The following is a 16,665-nucleotide window of genomic DNA, read 5'->3' on the forward strand; positions in this document are numbered from 1 at the left end:
CCTGTCTTCAATTCAAACCCGAACTTCCCTTCTCTTCTGAGTTTTTAGAAAAGTTCTCCGCTCGTGTTCAAATCAAAACACACGCTCTACCTTTCTTTTTTTATTTTTATATTTCATAGCTAGGAAAAATCGGATTCAATCATGACTCCGATAAGCCTACTTCTTTTTTATTTCAAACAGTTATTGATAAATTGACAATAGTTTTTAATCTTTTAAGATAAATCTTTGATTAGAAGAAACGGTCATTCTCTATCTTATTACTCTATTCTTTGACTTCTGACACAGTATGTTAGCCCAAGAAAAACGGTCTAATATTTTTGCAAATTCATAGGCTAAAACAGCTGTTACTAAGAGATACGGAAGAGAATCTAAACCTAGCCCAGTGAAACCTATTACTAATCCGGTTGCAGACCAGGGAGCCCTCAAGGTCACAGACAAAAAGCAAACAGATCCCAAAAGCAAAATGCTTGGCTGGCTGTCGAAACCTAAAATCATGCCCAAGAGAGCAGCTCCAGCCATCCCCAAGGCAAAAGATGGCGTAAGGGTACCACCATAGGCCCCTGCCCACAGAGTAATAAGAACGACCATTGCTTTTAGGATAAACAAGAGGAACACTGTTTTGCCATTGCTACCATTCAATACTTCCTGAGCCATCATACGTCCATTTCCAAGTAGATGTGGAAAATAACTTGCCAACCCAGCAAGAAAAAGAAAAGCTGTAGGCAATGTGAGAAGTACTCGTTTATCTTTTATCCTGTTTGAAGACACTTCTTTACTCAAGCGGCCAAAAAGCCAAGCTAGTGGGCTTAAGAAAAGAAGTAATAAGGGAATAATCCATATTTCCTTTAATGACCATGTAATGGCTGGAATATGGTAGAGAGCCTGATCTGAAATAACCCAGCCTGCTATATAGGTTGAGACATAGGTAGTCAAACCGACTAAGATAAATCGTTTAATAGATAGAGCAATTCCTAGAGTTTCAAAAACAAAGAAGACACTTGTTAATGGAACCTGATAGACAGCTGCTAAACCAGCACCAGCACCACAAGCAAGGAGAAAGATTTGATCCTTCTTAGAGAGAAAACATATTTTTCCAATTGGTCCTGCAAATAGAGTTCCAATCTCTCGTGGCGCAGCTTCTTTACCAACAGGTGCTCCCCCTCCAACTGCAATAATCTGCCAAATTGAATGAAATAGCTGTTTTAAAAAATGAAGTTTGTATTGTGAACTCTCATCCTTCATCTGTACTTTAATGGAAAAAATCTGTGATTCTTTTTGCAAGAAATACCAGACCAAGGATGAGCTGACACCCACGATTATTAAACTTAATCCTATCCGCGATGAGGAAACTCCATCTGTCAAGAATACAGTTTGATGCTCTGATTGACCAACAGCTATCCCCTCTATTATCTTTAAAAGATAATGTAGAAAAATACCAGATAAACCTGAAACTATTCCTTGCAAAATGACTGCTAGGAATAATTTAAAATTATAAGGGATTTTCTGAAAAATACTCCTCAATTCTTTTAACATAGTAATAATTCAGCAAAAACGGCTTTAAGCAAGCCTTTAAAATCACCTTTAACACACTCAGTCACTTCTATAACCTCTCCGTGGTTAATCTCTTCTTTGAAACCAGTAGTATAGTTAGTAATACATAAACTTCCTAGAAGTTTCAAACCTAAGTAGGCTACAACAATAACTTCAGGAGCAGTTGACATTCCGACCACATCTGTTCCAAGCATCTTATAGGTACGAATTTCTACTCGTGTTCAAATCCAAACACGCGCTCTACCTTTCTGTTTATACTCTTCGAAAATCTCTTCAAACCACGTCAACGTCGCCTTGCCGTAGGTATGGTTACTGACTTCGTCAGTTCTATCCACAACCTCAAAACAGTGTTTTGAGCTGACTTCGTCAGTTATATCTACAACCTCAAAGCAGTGCTTTGAGCAGCCTGCGGCTAGTTTCCTAGTTTGCTCTTTGATTTTCATTGAGTATTCATTTTGTTCTTTCACAGAGAGCTACCTGAGTTCTATTCAAGCTCAGGTAGTACTTTCTTATAAACTAGACAAACTAACTGTCATTGTACCATCATATTACAAGACATCATCGTCACTCACCTTGGAATTCAATGTCGTACCCCAATGAGTGATTTTTCTATGTGGTTGGGCGAGAAGAGGTCTGTTATCATAGATTGTTTGCCATCTATTCCAGATAAGACCTGTTCTCTTTTCGATCTTAATTCGCAGATTTCTCATATTTTCTTTAATTGGGAGGTTGAGGACAAAACCTGCAGTCTGATTACGTCCATTTCCTTCCCAAGAATGACTGCGAACAACTGAATGACCATTTTTATCTACTGTAACTTCTTCCCAAGTTATAGAATAGCGTGCAATGTAAGCTCCACTATGCTGAATAGTTAGGGTTTTATCTTTTACAGGAGTGTAATTTAACACTTGTACTGGCTTAGAAGTTGGTGGTGTTACAGTATTCTTAGCTATAAATCGAAATACTTCTACTTCAGCAAGACTGAGAGCTTGATTTTTTTGACGTAGCTGAATGCGAACACGGCGGCCCAACTTGCCATCCAACTGAAGATCTAAACGATTTCCTTCTAAACGAGAAACATACTTTCTAGTAACTTCTGTCCCTTTTTCATCATATAAAATCACATCAAAATCTGCCAAACGTTTGGAAAGCTCGCCATCTCCACGATTATAAAGACGGACAAGTCCTACCTGTTCTGTACGACCTAAATCAACTTCCCACCAAGGCTGATTTTCAAATTTTGTATGAGTAATTGATTGCTGGCTGTAGTTACTATTGGTATTTCCATCTAGAGCACGACTAGCATCTCCTCCAAACTCAGTAGAGCTTTGGCGTGCTTGCTTTTTCCATGCGATATTCTCAGCACGCAAGACTTGAACTTCTGCGAGACTGAGAGCATTGTAACCATCTAACTCAATACGGACAAAACGAGCTTTTTTATAGTCAATTGCAATTTGTGCAGAGATATCTTTCAGAGATGCAATGCGCTTTCTGTCAATTTCTTTCCCAGAACTATCTAAAAGAATCACATTAAAATTGGTAAGCCTATCCTGAGCAGTATCTGTTCGATTATAGATATTGATTTGACGAATCGTTTCTTCCTTATCTAAATCGACTTGCCACCAAGGTTTAGATTGAAACTCTGTATGCGTTACAGAATGATGAGCATAATTCCCATCAACTTTTCCATCTACAGCCCTTCTAGCGTCACCTCCAAAAGCTGTCGAACTTTGGGTAACCCGTTTCCCTAGAGCTATATTTTCAAGAGGTTCAGCGCTTGGTTGACTAGATGACAGAGGGAGTTGTTGTTTCTTAAAGAAAGAAATTTTTTCCAGTTTTGGATCACGGTAACCCTGCTTGTCCAATGTTGTTCGTTTTCCAATATTAAAGTTTGGAATATCATTCATGCGACTTTCAAAATAGCCACGCGAACGGTGTTTAACATTGGCGCTTCCTGTAGATGTCACCACATCACTATCATTTTGTAGCACAGATGTAACCACATTGTCGTTATCCACTACATAATGTTTAATTTTTCCATTTACAGCAAGTTTCCGACTTTCTAGTCCTACATCCCAGAAACCATTTTTGGCATTCCAGATTGTTCTTGAAGTAATGACCTTAGGCGCATTAAATGTTGTCACTTTTTTCAAAACATTGTTATAAAAAGTAGGATATTTCTGATAGGCTTCAACTGCTGCTATTTGAGCTAAGTAACCTCCTAGCGAATGACCTGTCATATACAGATTGGTAATGCTGGAATCCTGCGCCAATTCTTTTACCACATTACGGATATCATCCGCTTGTGCAGGTTTATTTCCTCCTAGCAAGGTCAAGTCCGTTCTCAAATCTTTGGCATCATTCAGTCTTGTCCCACGTATAGCCAACATTTGAACAGTATTGTCTTTTAAATAAGGAAAATCACTCTTAGTTTCAAATAGATAAGCATCCAAACCACTAGCTGTATGGTAAGCTTTTTTCATCTTCCAAAACGGGGCCAACTCATTGTGCATCATCTTATATTCTTGACGATTCAAGTAGAGACTCGGAAATGGATTTTTATGATCTAGAATTTTTTCGATATAGTCATCATCACGATAGGATAACTCCATAAAGAGAAGAGCATCTCGATCTGTAACATACCATTGTTTCTTATTATCATCTTCCCCATCTGCTAATCCGTCTCCATCACTGTCTGCCAGTAATGGATGACTGTTATATCCTAAATAGTCCTTACCATCTTTACGATAAACATAAAGCTCATCCTTATTTTTGATACCATCCTGATCATCATCACCTTCCAAATCAAGGACCTTTTCACCATAAAGAGAATTGTCAAGTAAATCATTTTCTGAGTGCAGTTCTCCTTTTGAGATTTTCAAGAGATCTTCTGCTGTCACAGGACGAGAAGTTGTAGACTCATCCTTTACATTTTCCTCTCTATTCACTTCTTCAGGAACTAGAGCAGGCTCTGTTTTATGGGATTCCAGCTTTTCTTCTTCCTTCTGATTTTTAAGGACTTCTTTTGTTTCCGGAGCTGGTTGGATAACTGCTACTCTTTCCTCTATAAGAGGCGTTTCCTGTTTTTTATCAGTATTTTCTAGTTTTGTCGGACTATCCGTTGCATTTACTACTAGAGGAGTTTCGTTTTTCACAACTGGACTTCCTTCATTGGCAGAAATTCCTGTCGGTGCTAAAAAAGCAAAACCAACTGCAACAGATACAACTCCGATACTTAATTTTTTTATGCCAAAACGCATTATTCGTTGACCGATTTTCATTCTTTTCTAACTTTCTTTTATTTTCCCCTATTTACCAATAATTGATAAATAAGCATGTGATAAATTTTTACTAAAGATATAGTAGTTGATTGGATTTTTGTTCATCTTTTAATCACAACAAACCCAATCTTCTCTACTGAAGACGATGAGAACTCCCCCTTTCTAGTCTAATACCATCACCAATTTTTTTACAATTCAGCAAGAATCGCTTTAAGCAAGCCTTTAAAGTCGCCTTTAACACGTTCAGTCACTTCTACAACTTCTTCGTGGTTGAGTTCTTCTTGGAAACCTGCAGCATGGTTAGTAATACATGAAATACCGAGAACTTTCAAACCTGAGTGAGCTGCCACAATAACTTCAGGAACAGTCGACATACCAACTGCATCTGCTCCAAGTGTCTTATAGGCACGAATCTCTGCTGGTGTTTCATAAGTTGGACCAGTTACACCGATATAGACACCTTCATCAAGCTTGATACCAAGTTTTTTAGCAACTTCATGTGCAGTAGCACGGTATTCTGGTGTGTAGGCCTTAGACATATCTGGGAAACGAGGACCAAAGTCATCCAAGTTTTCACCCATCAATGGGTTTTGACCTGTCATGTTGATATGGTCTGAGATAGCCATCAAAGTACCAGGCCCATATCCAATACCACCAGCAGCATTGGTTACAATGACACCTTCACATCCGAGAACTTTCATGACACGTACTGGGAAAGTCACGACTTCCAGAGGATTTCCTTCGTAGAAATGGAAACGTCCTTGAAGAGCCAAAACCTTGCGACCTGCAAGTTCCCCATATACTAATTTACCAGCGTGACCAACTACTGTAGAGCGGCCCCAGTTTGGAATCTCAGCATAGTCTACTACAACTGGATTTTCGATTTCTTCTGCCAATTCTCCAAGTCCTGATCCAAGGATTAGACCAAACTCGGGAGCTTGGATTCCCTTGTCTTTCAGGAAGGCAGCTGTTTCATTGATCTTATCTAAAAATGTCATTGTGTGTCTCCTTTATTATTTTTTAGCATTTGACCGATTTTGTCAAAGGTTTTTGCATTGCGAATGGTGATGTTGCGATAAAAAGGCATCTTGAGCAAGTACTTGTGATAGGCAGTTGCATAGTAGGATTCCTCAGAGAATTTCCCCCAGAAAATCCCAAGTCTTCCAAAATGAACGACTTCATCTTTCAATTCCAAACTTTCAACTGTCTCAATGACTTGAGCTACATCCAAACCCTCCGTGTAAAAGAGAACGTCTTTTCGTGCCAAATCTTTGGTCCACCAATCTGGCAGATTCTTCAGCTCTGCTTCATAGTCTTCCTGACTCAGCAAGGAAAAGCTCTGAATAAATGAATAATGGATTTCAAAGAATGCCTCTAACTTTTCAACCAATCGTTCTTTGGGGTCTGTCGAAGTAAAGAAAATATTGCCACTGTTGATGTAGGTCTCAACCTTTTCCAGTCCCAACTCTGTCAGTTCTTGACGAAGTTGCGCCATGACAACCTTATTTTTCCCACCGACATTAATGCCCCGAACAAGTAAAGCATATCGCGTCATCTTATACCAATTTATCTAAGAAACTTTCCCCAATCATGGCAGTTTCCACACCAAAGTTATCCGCAACTGTCGCTGAGATATCTGCAAAATGTCCAACTGGAATGACACCATTTCCTTTAAAGGCAGGACTGTAAGCCAAAAGTGGAATATATTCACGAGTATGGTCAGTTCCAGCATAGGTTGGGTCATTTCCATGGTCCGCAGTAATCAAGAGAAGATCATTCTCTCTCATGGCTGCGATAATTTCAGGTAAGCGTTCATCAAACTCATGCAAGCAATCACGGTAGCCGTGAGCATTACGACGGTGGCCGTAAAGGGCATCAAAGTCCACCAAGTTTGTGAAGGAGAATCCTTTTTCAAACTCAGCAAGGCCCATGGTCTTCAATAGTGTATCAATTCCGTGGCTGTTTGACTTGTTGTGGCCCATGTCATGATTGATACCAGCTCCGTTAAAGATATCGTTGATTTTACCAACAGCATAAGTATCGATCCCTGCTTCATTGAGTTTATCGAGAACAGTTGGAGCAAATGGTGATACAGCCAAGTCACGACGATTTGCTGTACGAGTGAAGTTACCTGGTTCCCCTACATAAGGGCGAGCAATGATACGACCTAGAAGGGCAGGACGCTCAAGTGTAATTGAACGAGCGTATTCACAGATACGGTACAATTCATCCAGAGGAATGATGTCTTCGTGGGCAGCAATTTGCAAAACAGGGTCAGCTGAAGTATAGATAATCAACTCTCCAGTTTCCATCTGACGTGGTCCAAAATCATCGATAACAGCCGTTCCTGAGTAAGGTTTGTTAGCTTCACGAATGACCTTACGTCCTGAAAATTCTTCGATTTTTGTCAGGATTTCTTCTGGGAATCCGTTCCAAAAAGTATCGAAAGGCTCAGTAATATTGAGTCCCATGATTTCCCAGTGTCCAGTCATCGTATCCTTACCAAGAGATACTTCTTCCAATTTTGTTGCATATCCTGTTGGATTGCTTTCAGCTGGAACAGTCTTAAGAGGAGTTTCTCGAGGAATATTTCCAAGACCAATTTTAGCCATGTTTGGGACATTCAAACCAACTGCTTTTGAAATGTGTCCTAATGTGTCAGAAGCTCCATCTGGAACTCCTGCATTGACAAAGTTATTAGCATCTGGTGCAGCACCGATTCCTACAGAATCCAATACCACCAAGTGAATACGATTAAATTTTGACATAGTGTATCTCCTTATTATTTTAGTTATTTTGCTTTTGTTGAAGTTAAAATCTGAACCCCGTCTCGTCCAGCAACGATGACCTTATCCACCATTTGGTTGAATAAGCCGTGCTCCACGACGCCAACCACATGGTCCAATTCTTGTCCGAAAGCAATTGGATCTTCAATGACATCCAAAGCAAGGTCAATGATAAAATTCTGCATATCGGTCACAAAACGTTGGCCGTCTTTTTCACGGAAACTTGGTTTGTAGCCAGCTCGCTCAAAACGACGAAAGACCTGTTCTGCGCCATACTGAACCACTTCTACTGGCAATTTAAAAGCACCTAGTTTGTCTACTAGCTTGCTTTCATCCACCACCCAAATGTATTCTTTTGAAGGCGTTGCGACAACTTTCTCCATCAGAAGGGCACCACCACCACCTTTGATTCCATTAAACTGACTATCCACTTCATCCGCTCCATCAACCGTCACATCGACAACATCTACTTGGTCAATAGACTTGAGCGGGATATTAAGCCCTTCAGCCTGTTTACTAGTCACACTAGAAGTCGTTACAGCTGTAATCTGCAACCCTTCTTCCTTGATACGACGACCAATTTCTTCTACGAAATAATAGGCAGTAGACCCCGTTCCAAGTCCGACTACCATGCCATCCTTGACATACTCAGCAGCCTTGATACCTGCCATTTTCTTCAGATTTTCCACTCAAACACCTCCATTAAAGAGCTATCTCTATTATATCATGTATCCGTTTTTATTTCATGGATACACTAGAAAAACCCGAACATTTTTATGTCCACCTTGTTTTGGTAGTTAGAATCTTAGTTATGAGAACTTGTAGATAAAAACAGGTCCTAGCCAAAAGCAGCAACAGTTGATTTTTTATCATAAAGATGATTAAATAGTTAAGTACAGAAAAGGAGAAATAAGATGAACCCATTAGATTTGTTTAACCAAGTAAAAGAATTAATCGAAACAAAAGATTTCGAAGCTGCAAAAACATTTGTTGCAGAAAATCAAGAACAGCTTGGAGAATACTTCTCTCAAGCTCAGCAGTTGATTTCCGGTTCAGAAGGTCTAGATGGCTTCGTTAGCAAGATTAAAGGATTTTTCTAAAAATATAAGAGGCTGGCAAAACTCAATTTCAGTAGAAAATGAAATTAATTTTCCCACAATAAAACGCATAGTGTCAAATTTTTTGTAAATCTGATACTATGCGTTTTTTATAATTAACTATGTTCTGTGATAAATTTATAGGCTTCTTGACCAGCGATAGCTCCATCTCCAACCGCTGTTGTTACTTGTCGGAGGTCCTTCAAGCGAACATCTCCAACTGCAAAGATACCGTCAACTGCAGTCTTCATGTGGCTATCTGTCACAATCCAGCCTGCCTGATCTTGAATATTCAATTCTTTAACAAAATCGCTAAGAGGGTCCAATCCAACATAGATAAAGACACCACCGAAGGCTTGTTCTGTCACTTGACCTGTTTTCACATTTTCAAACACGACTGATTCTACTCTGTTTTCACCCTTGATTTCCTTTACTACAGAATCCCAGATAAAGCTGACTTTCTCATTCGCAAAGGCGCGGTCTTGTAATACCTTTTGAGCACGAAGTTGATCACGACGGTGAACAATGGTAACAGTCTTAGCAAAACGAGTCAAGAAGAGGGCTTCTTCAACAGCCGAATCTCCACCACCGACTACCAACAAATCTTGGTCACGGAAGAAAGCACCATCACACACAGCACAGTAAGAAACACCACGACTGTTCAGTTCTTCTTCTCCAGACACTCCCAAAGGACGGTGTTTAGAACCAGTCGCTACGATAACTGTACGTGTTTCATACGTTTGATCATCAGTAATCACTTTCTTAAAATCACCATGGTCTTCGACATTTTCAACATAGCCATAAATGTGCTCAACACCAAGATTTTCAAGCGGTTCAAACATCTTTTCTGCCAATTCTGGTCCACTGATATTAGCGTACCCTGGGTAATTTTCTATATCAGATGTATTATTCATCTGACCACCTGGCAGACCGCCTTCAATCAAGGCTACTTTCAAATTGCTTCGAGCAGCGTATAAGGCCGCAGTCATCCCTGCAGGTCCAGCACCGATAATAATAGTATCGTACATATAGTTTCCTTCTTTCTTGTTGTAACTATCTTTATTCTAACTCTTTCCTGTCAATCACGCAAGGATTATGCCTTGAAAACAATAATTAAACTCATAACCGCAAAGGATAATACTGGAACAACCAAGACCCCAATCATAATCATATCATAGAGATGGGCTTGGCGAGCCTTGGCTGTCTTATCAATTCCCGACATGGCTCTCAGTCCAATCCAAATTCCTAAAAAAATCAGGACAAGGATGGCGGTCAAGATTAAACTCTCGAAATATAAAGAAAATAGTTGCAGTAGCATGATTTCTCTCATTTCTATCTTTTTTAAAGAGTAAACTCAGCTAGTCCAGCTAACTGAGTTTTCCTTTATCTATTATATCAAATATAAGTCCGTTTGTAACTAGCGAAGAATTCTTTTGTCCGCTCTTCTTTAGGATGGTGGATAATCTCATCCGGTGTTCCAGACTCAATGATTTTCCCCTTATCTAGGAAGAGAATCTTATCAGCTACTTGGGCTACAAAGGACATGTCATGACTGACCAAAATCATGGTTTGACCTGACTTAGCAGCATCTGCAATAGACTTCTCTACTTCACCGACCAATTCTGGGTCAAGGGCTGAAGTTGGTTCATCTAAGAGCAAAACATCTGGTTTCATAGCAAGCGCACGCGCTAGGGCAACCCGTTGCTTCTGTCCACCTGATAAATGGCGAGGGTAATGGTTTTCACGGTCAGAAAGCCCAACCTTAGCCAACTCTTCCTTGGCAATCTTAGTCGCTTCTTGATCAGACAATTTCTTGACAACAACCAAGCCTTCTTTCACATTATCAAGTGCTGTTCGGCGTTCAAACAAATTAAACTGTTGGAAAACCATAGACAGCTTACGGCGTAGGGAAAGGATTTCTTCTTGAGTGATTTTAGAAAAATCAACTAAGAAATCATCAATCTGAATAGAGCCACTGTCAGGTGTTTCAAGATAATTGAGACTGCGAAGAAAGGTTGATTTTCCAGCTCCTGAAGAACCAATCAAGGCTACAACTTCCCCTTTTTGAATATCCAAGTTCAGATGATCCAAGACAGTCTGTCCTGAAAAGGATTTGCTTAAATTCGAAATCTTAATCATTAACGAAGGTCTCCTTTCACATCTGTTTGCACTGTATCAGGTGCAGAAATAGCCATTTTTCTCTCGATGAAACGACCGAGGCTTTCAATTCCGATATTGACCACCCAATAAACAAGGGCAACGGAGATAAAGCGTTCAAAATAGCGGTAATCAGCCCCACCTAAAATCTGAGCTTGGGCAAATACTTCCACAACACCCGCACTAAAGGCTAGGGAAGTTCCCTTGGTCAAGCCGATTAGGGAATTGATTAAAGTTGGAGTCGCCACAACTGCTGCATTTGGAATAATCACGCGACGATAAACTTGCGCTCGGGTCATACCCAGACTGCGTGCCGCCTCAATCTCACCAGGATTGACTGAGAGAATCGCTGCACGAATGGTTTCACTGGCATAGGCTGCCTCATTGAAAGCAAAGGCAACAATCGCAAAAGCAGCGGCTGGAATCGCATTGATATTGAGACCAGTACCCCATTGCTGATTGAGAGCTTTCAAAGCCAAAGGGATTCCGTAGTAGGTCAACATGAGTTGCACCAAAATCGGTGTCCCTTTTAAGAAACTAACAAAGAAGGCCTGCAAGGGATATAAAATTTTGACACGATTGATTTTCACAATAGCAAAAAGAAGGGCCAAAACCAAGCCAAAAAGAGCACCACCAATTGTCAACATGATCGTTGTTGGAAGTTGTTGGACAATTCTCGGGATTCCATCAAAGACCGAACGCAAGCTAAACAGCTTGCCATCCGGAATCAATTGCATCAAGTTTTGGTACCAATCTGATGCTAAAATCGTTGTAACATTCATAAAAACATCCTCTCCTGATAATGATTCATTCTACCATACTTCTGCCGTCAATGAAATTATTTGCTACGGTCAGATACAGACTTTGTCTACCTATTAGTTTATCATACTTTTAAACAGGGAGGTTATATATTTTATCTATCAAAGAGATAAGTAAAAACTATTTCAATCCCAATTCTTCATAAAGTTTTCGATAACCAATTTGCTTAACAGTTCCACTTTCTACTAAAATCGGCCGTTTTAACAACATTCCGTCGCTTGCTAGCAACTCGGCTGCTTCTTGATTTGACAGACTTCCCACCTTATCTTTCAACCCCAATTCACGGTATTTGATTCCACTGGTGTTGAAAAATTGCTTCAACTCGAAACCCGAGGTTTCTAGCCAGTTTAAAATGACTTCTTGGCTGGGTGTTTCTTCGACGATATGGACGGCTTTATAGTCCACACCGAGTTGGTTTAATTCTTGTTTTGCTTTTTTACAAGTTGAACATTTTGGGTATTCGATAAATTCTAACATGTCTTTCACTTTCTATTATTTATATCTTTAAAATCTACGCCTTCATGATCCAAGAGCCAAGCTTTCTTTTCCACTCCTGCAGCATAACCTGTCAGACGCTTTCCTGCTCCCAGCACACGATGACAAGGTACTAGAATAGACCACGGATTGCGCCCCACTGCTCCACCAATTGCTTGAGCAGAATCCACTTGTAGCTCTTGGGCTATTTGTCCATAGGTCACTGTCTGACCATAAGGAATTTCCTGTAAATAGGACCAAACTCGCTTTTCAAAATCTGTTCCGATTGGAGCCAAGGGCAAATTGGATAAATCCTGAGACTTGCCTTTAAAGTAAGCAACTAAGCAAGCAATAACGGAGTCTAAAATGGGATGACTAACAACTTCTTCTATTGTTTCATCTCCTATCCCCCTCTCAAAATACTTCTGCTCCTGAACCCAAATTCCATACAGATATTGCTCGTCGGCAACCAAAGACAAGGTTCCTATTGGCGAAAAGTAGAGCATTTTTACGTACTTCTTTTGCATTATTTCTTCAATTTTTGATAGGCCAAGCGTTCGCCATCAACTGGAACCTTACCAACCTGTTTAAAACCTAGTTTTTCAAAAATATGCTGCATGGCCTTGTTTGCAACATGCGTATCTGAGCGAAAATCTAGATAGTCAAAACCTTCAATCAAGCCCTCTAGGAAAGTCTGAGCAACCCCCTGTCCCTGCACATCTGCTGCCACAGCAATACGGTGAAAGACTAGGTACTCTGACTCCCCAGCTTGCCAGTTGCCTTCATAAATGGCTTCATAGGCTGCCTCTGGACTCTTGGTCACAGCTGCATAAGCTAGTAGTTCACCCTCTTCCAAGGCAACATAGGCTTGACCTGAGATAATATCCTCAATAATAATATCAGCATTTGGATAACCATTTTGCCACTGGTCACTACCAGCATCCGCTAAACATTTTTTAGCATCTTCCATCACCTGCATGATGGCATCTACTTCATTTGGAAAAGCTAAACGAATCTCCATCTTTTCTCCTCATTTCTGACTAGTTTCTCCCATCATAGCATAATTTAAGTCTTTCTACAAGCAGTTAAAACTTGACTTTCTGTTTTTGTTATTTTATAATCTAGTTATTAAAACTAGATAAAAAGGAGTTGGAAATGAAAACTACCTTTTCCTACCCAAAATGGGCAGAAATTCCAAACATTGACCTCTATCTGGACCAGGTTTTACTCTATGTCAATCAGGTCTGCGCCCCTATCTCTCCTGATAAAGACAAGGGCCTGACAGCATCTATGGTTAATAATTATGTGAAACATGGTTACCTGACAAAGCCTGACAAGAAAAAATACCAACGCCAACAAATTGCCCGTCTGATTGCTATCACAACTCTCAAGTCTGTATTTTCTATTCAAGAAATAGCTCAGACACTTAATACTCTACAAACTCAAGCAAGTTCAGACCAACTCTACGACGCTTTTGTGGACTACATGAACCAAGGAATTGATCCAGATAACCCTATTATCCAAACCAGCTGCCAAACCGTTAAACTCTATCATCAAACTCTAGACTTAATCGATCATACTCAAGAGGAGGCAATCCAATGAACACTAGTCTTAAACTCAGCAAACAACTCAGTTTTGGAGAGGAGATTGCTAATAGTGTGACCCATGCTGTGGGTGCAATCATCATGCTCATCTTACTGCCTATTTCATCCACCTATAGTTATGAGGCACACGGATTTTTATCATCTATCGGCGTTTCCATTTTCGTTATTAGTCTCTTTCTCATGTTTCTATCATCCACCATTTATCACTCTATGGCCTATGGTTCAACCCATAAATATGTCTTGAGAATCATTGATCATTCTATGATTTATGTTGCCATTGCTGGCTCTTATACACCTGTCGTACTGACTTTGATGAATAACTGGTTTGGCTATCTAATTATTGCCATCCAATGGGGAACGACCATCTTTGGTATTCTCTATAAAATCTTTGCTAAAAAAGTCAATGAGAAATTTAGCCTTGTTCTTTACCTGATTATGGGCTGGTTGGTTCTGGCTATCATTCCAGCCATTATCAGTCAAACGACGCCAATTTTCTGGAGTCTTATGGTAACTGGCGGACTCTGTTATACAGTTGGAGCTGGATTTTACGCTAAGAAAAAACCTTATTTCCACATGATTTGGCATCTCTTTATCCTAGCTGCGTCCGCACTCCAATACATCGCCATTGTTTATTTCATGTAAAAATAGGTTAGGACAAAAAATCCTAACCTCATTTTTTTATTCTCTATGATGTTTTATACTCAATCAAAATCCAAAAATCACTCCAGTCCATTTTATAGTACCTACTAGCGTGCCGTCAATTATGGGATACTGCTTCCCTACTAGTACGTAAATCAGAATAGTTATACTCTTCGAAAATCTCTTCAAACCACGTCAGCGTCGCCTTACCGTATGTATGGTCACTGACTTCGTCAGTCTTATCTACTACCTCAAAACAGAGTTTTGAGCAACTTGCGGCTAGCTTCCTAGTTTGCTTTTTGATTTTCATTGAGTATTAAATCAGAATCATCCGTTAATGAACCGTACCTAACGAATCAAGACAGACAAATGATCACATAACAAAAAAACGTTTTCCAACGTTTTTTTGACTGTGATTTCTTTAAATGCATTTTTTCCTAAGGCAAATTATTCCCTGCAGCAAGATAAATTTCATACCATTCTTTTCTTGTTAAGCTAAAGTTTGCCGCTTGGCTAACTTCTCTCAAGTGCTTAGGATTTGTGGTACCTACAACTGCCTGCATTTTTGCTGGATAACGCAATATCCAAGAAATAGCAATAGTTGAAGAGGTTACTCCATATTTAGTAGCTAAACGATCAAGTACTTGATTTAAAGCTTGAAATTTCTCATTTCCAACAAAATTCCCTTTAAAATACCCAAATTGTAAGACAGACCATGCTTGAATAACCACATCGTGTAATTTGCAATATTCAAAAATGCTGCCATCTCGCATAGCTGCTTGACTATCTTCCATATTAACATGAAAACCTGATTCGAATCCTGGAGTAAAAGCCGCACTCAATTGTAGCTGATTAACAGCTAACGGCTGCTTGACATCTTTTTTAAGTAACTCCATCATCATAGGATTTTGATTAGAAACTCCAAAATTTCGAACCTTACCTTGTTTATAAAGGAGATCAAAGGCTTCTGCTACTTGGTCAGATTCCATCAAAGCATCTGGTCGATGAAGGAGCAAGCTATCTAGATGATCTATCTTCAATCTTTGCAAAATTCCGTCAACTGATTTTATAATATAGTCCTTAGAAAAATCAAAATAGGTAAATTCTTCAATGCGAATGCCACATTTTGACTGAATCCACATCTCTTCTCTTAAATCTGGACGATTTTTTAGGACAAGACCTAATAGTTCTTCACAACGACCACGACCATATATATCAGCCAAGTCGAAAGCATTGATTCCAACAGACAGTGCTGTTTCTACAAGCTCTTCAACTTCTTTTACAGACTTATCTTCTATTCTCATCATTCCGAGAACAATTTCTGATAATTCTTTGTCATCTTGACCAAGAGTTATGTATCTCATCAAATTTGTCTCCTTTAATTTCTAACATTCTTCCCTTCATTATAACAAAAAACCGCTTTGCAACGGCTTTTTGACTATATTTCACTCCATTTTATCTTCTTAAACCCACGGAACAAGAGAAAAATACCAATAAAAAGAACAGCTAAAGGAATGAATTTTGTAAGGAAAACATTTGAAATTCCCATCCACTTATAGTAACGAAGCAGAGAACCTACCACAAGATGGGCAACAATCATACTGACAAAGGGACGAAAGACCGCTTCTTTCCAATTCCAAATACTGATGACTAGAGAAAGCGTAAAAACAAGGAAACTATCCCAGGGAGCAGGAAGATAAAAGGCTCCTTCTTGTATGAAACTTCCCATTCCTACATATCCTAGAACGACTAGCAGAACAAGAATTCCAACGACAATATAAGTGCCAATTTTCATCTTAGGAGAATCTTGGACTAGCCCCCAACGTAAGATTGTGGCCACAAGTCCAAATCCAATCATAAAAAGAAGAAGTTGCCCTAAAAATGTGAGCAAATTGACTGTTAAGAGAGAACCTTTAGAAAAATCACTTAGTAGTTGATAATAACGTAATACCGCTAGGACAAGAATTGGCGTCAAAAGGGACTCCTTGATAGAACTGCGAGGTGCTTCCTTGAGCATCTCTTTCATTAATTTTTTAGGATTCTTACCTAGATAATCCTCTGCACTCATTCCGTCTCGTTCTGCTTCTGAGAAATCTAACATCATCAAATAGATCTGCTCTCTGAGGTAGTCCTCATCATAGAGAAATCCAGCAAGATTAAAACTATCCCACAGTTCCTCAAAATACTTTTGATTCTCCTCAGAAAACTCATGTAGCAAAGCGCTTGTTTCTTCATAATACTTCATTTTCTTCATGGT

General features: G+C 39.5%; 19 protein-coding genes and 1 pseudogene. 3 read left to right on the top strand and 17 right to left on the bottom strand.

The features are described 5' to 3' along the window. Nucleotides 1-249: 249 nt before the first annotated feature. The 8 genes and pseudogenes from KV696_RS02455 to rpiA form a co-directional block, all read right to left on the bottom strand. On the bottom strand, nucleotides 250-1,533 hold the full coding sequence (locus KV696_RS02455; protein WP_101784691.1) for a chloride channel protein: 1,284 nt from the start codon (nucleotides 1,531-1,533) through the stop codon (nucleotides 250-252). After that, nucleotides 1,527-1,772, bottom strand: a pseudogene (locus KV696_RS02460) (phosphorylase family protein); the annotation flags it as partial. The pseudogene KV696_RS02460 and the gene KV696_RS02455, both read right to left, overlap by 7 nt. Next, nucleotides 1,773-2,018, bottom strand: a complete 246-nt coding sequence (locus KV696_RS09970; RefSeq protein ID WP_258318540.1) for a hypothetical protein — start codon at nucleotides 2,016-2,018, stop codon at nucleotides 1,773-1,775. A gap of 81 nt (nucleotides 2,019-2,099) precedes the next feature. Continuing rightward, complete coding sequence (locus KV696_RS10325) at nucleotides 2,100-4,832, bottom strand: galactose-binding domain-containing protein (RefSeq protein WP_219966755.1); 2,733 nt, start codon at nucleotides 4,830-4,832, stop codon at nucleotides 2,100-2,102. A gap of 188 nt (nucleotides 4,833-5,020) precedes the next feature. Beyond that, on the bottom strand, nucleotides 5,021-5,830 hold the full coding sequence (locus KV696_RS02475; RefSeq protein ID WP_094753089.1) for a purine-nucleoside phosphorylase: 810 nt from the start codon (nucleotides 5,828-5,830) through the stop codon (nucleotides 5,021-5,023). Then, a complete protein-coding gene (locus tag KV696_RS02480) occupies nucleotides 5,827-6,387 on the bottom strand; it encodes a DUF1697 domain-containing protein (RefSeq protein ID WP_219966756.1) in 561 nt (186 codons plus the stop codon). The genes KV696_RS02475 and KV696_RS02480 overlap by 4 nt, the downstream gene beginning before the upstream one ends. A gap of 1 nt (nucleotide 6,388) precedes the next feature. Continuing rightward, nucleotides 6,389-7,600 carry a phosphopentomutase gene (locus KV696_RS02485; protein ID WP_000033091.1) on the bottom strand — a complete coding sequence of 404 codons (1,212 nt, stop codon included), beginning with the start codon at nucleotides 7,598-7,600 and terminating at the stop codon, nucleotides 6,389-6,391. Nucleotides 7,601-7,623: 23 nt separating this feature from the next. Continuing rightward, a complete protein-coding gene (gene rpiA / locus KV696_RS02490) occupies nucleotides 7,624-8,307 on the bottom strand; it encodes a ribose-5-phosphate isomerase RpiA (RefSeq protein WP_203175476.1) in 684 nt (227 codons plus the stop codon). 225 nt (nucleotides 8,308-8,532) lie between these two features. Between rpiA and KV696_RS02495 the strand changes: the two genes are divergently transcribed. Next, nucleotides 8,533-8,718 carry a hypothetical protein gene (locus KV696_RS02495; protein ID WP_203175474.1) on the top strand — a complete coding sequence of 62 codons (186 nt, stop codon included), beginning with the start codon at nucleotides 8,533-8,535 and terminating at the stop codon, nucleotides 8,716-8,718. A 113-nt stretch (nucleotides 8,719-8,831) separates the two neighbouring features. Here KV696_RS02495 and trxB read toward each other — a convergent pair whose 3' ends face one another. The 7 genes from trxB to KV696_RS02530 form a co-directional block, all read right to left on the bottom strand. Continuing rightward, complete coding sequence (gene trxB / locus KV696_RS02500) at nucleotides 8,832-9,743, bottom strand: thioredoxin-disulfide reductase (RefSeq protein ID WP_203175472.1); 912 nt, start codon at nucleotides 9,741-9,743, stop codon at nucleotides 8,832-8,834. Nucleotides 9,744-9,808: 65 nt separating this feature from the next. After that, nucleotides 9,809-10,033 (bottom strand): DUF4059 family protein, encoded by a 225-nt coding sequence (locus KV696_RS02505; RefSeq protein ID WP_219966757.1) that lies wholly within the window; start codon nucleotides 10,031-10,033, stop codon nucleotides 9,809-9,811. A 77-nt stretch (nucleotides 10,034-10,110) separates the two neighbouring features. Beyond that, nucleotides 10,111-10,854, bottom strand: a complete 744-nt coding sequence (locus KV696_RS02510) for an amino acid ABC transporter ATP-binding protein (protein ID WP_219966758.1) — start codon at nucleotides 10,852-10,854, stop codon at nucleotides 10,111-10,113. Then, a complete protein-coding gene (locus KV696_RS02515; RefSeq protein ID WP_001103449.1) occupies nucleotides 10,854-11,654 on the bottom strand; it encodes an amino acid ABC transporter permease in 801 nt (266 codons plus the stop codon). Before KV696_RS02515 ends, KV696_RS02510 begins: the two co-directional genes overlap by 1 nt. A gap of 157 nt (nucleotides 11,655-11,811) precedes the next feature. Continuing rightward, on the bottom strand, nucleotides 11,812-12,168 hold the full coding sequence (locus KV696_RS02520; RefSeq protein ID WP_219966759.1) for an arsenate reductase family protein: 357 nt from the start codon (nucleotides 12,166-12,168) through the stop codon (nucleotides 11,812-11,814). Between the two features lie 5 nt (nucleotides 12,169-12,173). Beyond that, on the bottom strand, nucleotides 12,174-12,692 hold the full coding sequence (locus KV696_RS02525) for a methylated-DNA--[protein]-cysteine S-methyltransferase (RefSeq protein ID WP_219966760.1): 519 nt from the start codon (nucleotides 12,690-12,692) through the stop codon (nucleotides 12,174-12,176). After that, a complete protein-coding gene (locus KV696_RS02530; protein WP_000405828.1) occupies nucleotides 12,692-13,186 on the bottom strand; it encodes a GNAT family N-acetyltransferase in 495 nt (164 codons plus the stop codon). The genes KV696_RS02525 and KV696_RS02530 overlap by 1 nt, the downstream gene beginning before the upstream one ends. A gap of 134 nt (nucleotides 13,187-13,320) precedes the next feature. Here KV696_RS02530 and KV696_RS02535 point away from each other — a divergent pair, with 134 nt between their 5' ends. Together KV696_RS02535 and trhA are read left to right on the top strand one after the other, a co-directional pair. Beyond that, nucleotides 13,321-13,767 carry a DUF1836 domain-containing protein gene (locus KV696_RS02535; protein WP_219966761.1) on the top strand — a complete coding sequence of 149 codons (447 nt, stop codon included), beginning with the start codon at nucleotides 13,321-13,323 and terminating at the stop codon, nucleotides 13,765-13,767. Continuing rightward, entirely contained in the window at nucleotides 13,764-14,411 is a 648-nt protein-coding gene (trhA, locus tag KV696_RS02540; RefSeq protein ID WP_219966762.1) for a PAQR family membrane homeostasis protein TrhA, read from the top strand. The genes KV696_RS02535 and trhA overlap by 4 nt, the downstream gene beginning before the upstream one ends. A gap of 434 nt (nucleotides 14,412-14,845) precedes the next feature. On the opposite strand, the gene KV696_RS02545 is transcribed toward trhA, so the two are convergent. Together KV696_RS02545 and KV696_RS02550 are read right to left on the bottom strand one after the other, a co-directional pair. Further along, entirely contained in the window at nucleotides 14,846-15,772 is a 927-nt protein-coding gene (locus KV696_RS02545) for an aldo/keto reductase (protein ID WP_001269441.1), read from the bottom strand. 74 nt (nucleotides 15,773-15,846) lie between these two features. After that, nucleotides 15,847-16,662, bottom strand: coding sequence for a hypothetical protein (locus KV696_RS02550; RefSeq protein ID WP_219966763.1), 816 nt, complete (start codon nucleotides 16,660-16,662; stop codon nucleotides 15,847-15,849). Nucleotides 16,663-16,665 lie beyond the last annotated feature (3 nt).

Source organism: Streptococcus humanilactis, from assembly GCF_019448275.1.
Lineage (GTDB): Bacteria > Bacillota > Bacilli > Lactobacillales > Streptococcaceae > Streptococcus > Streptococcus humanilactis.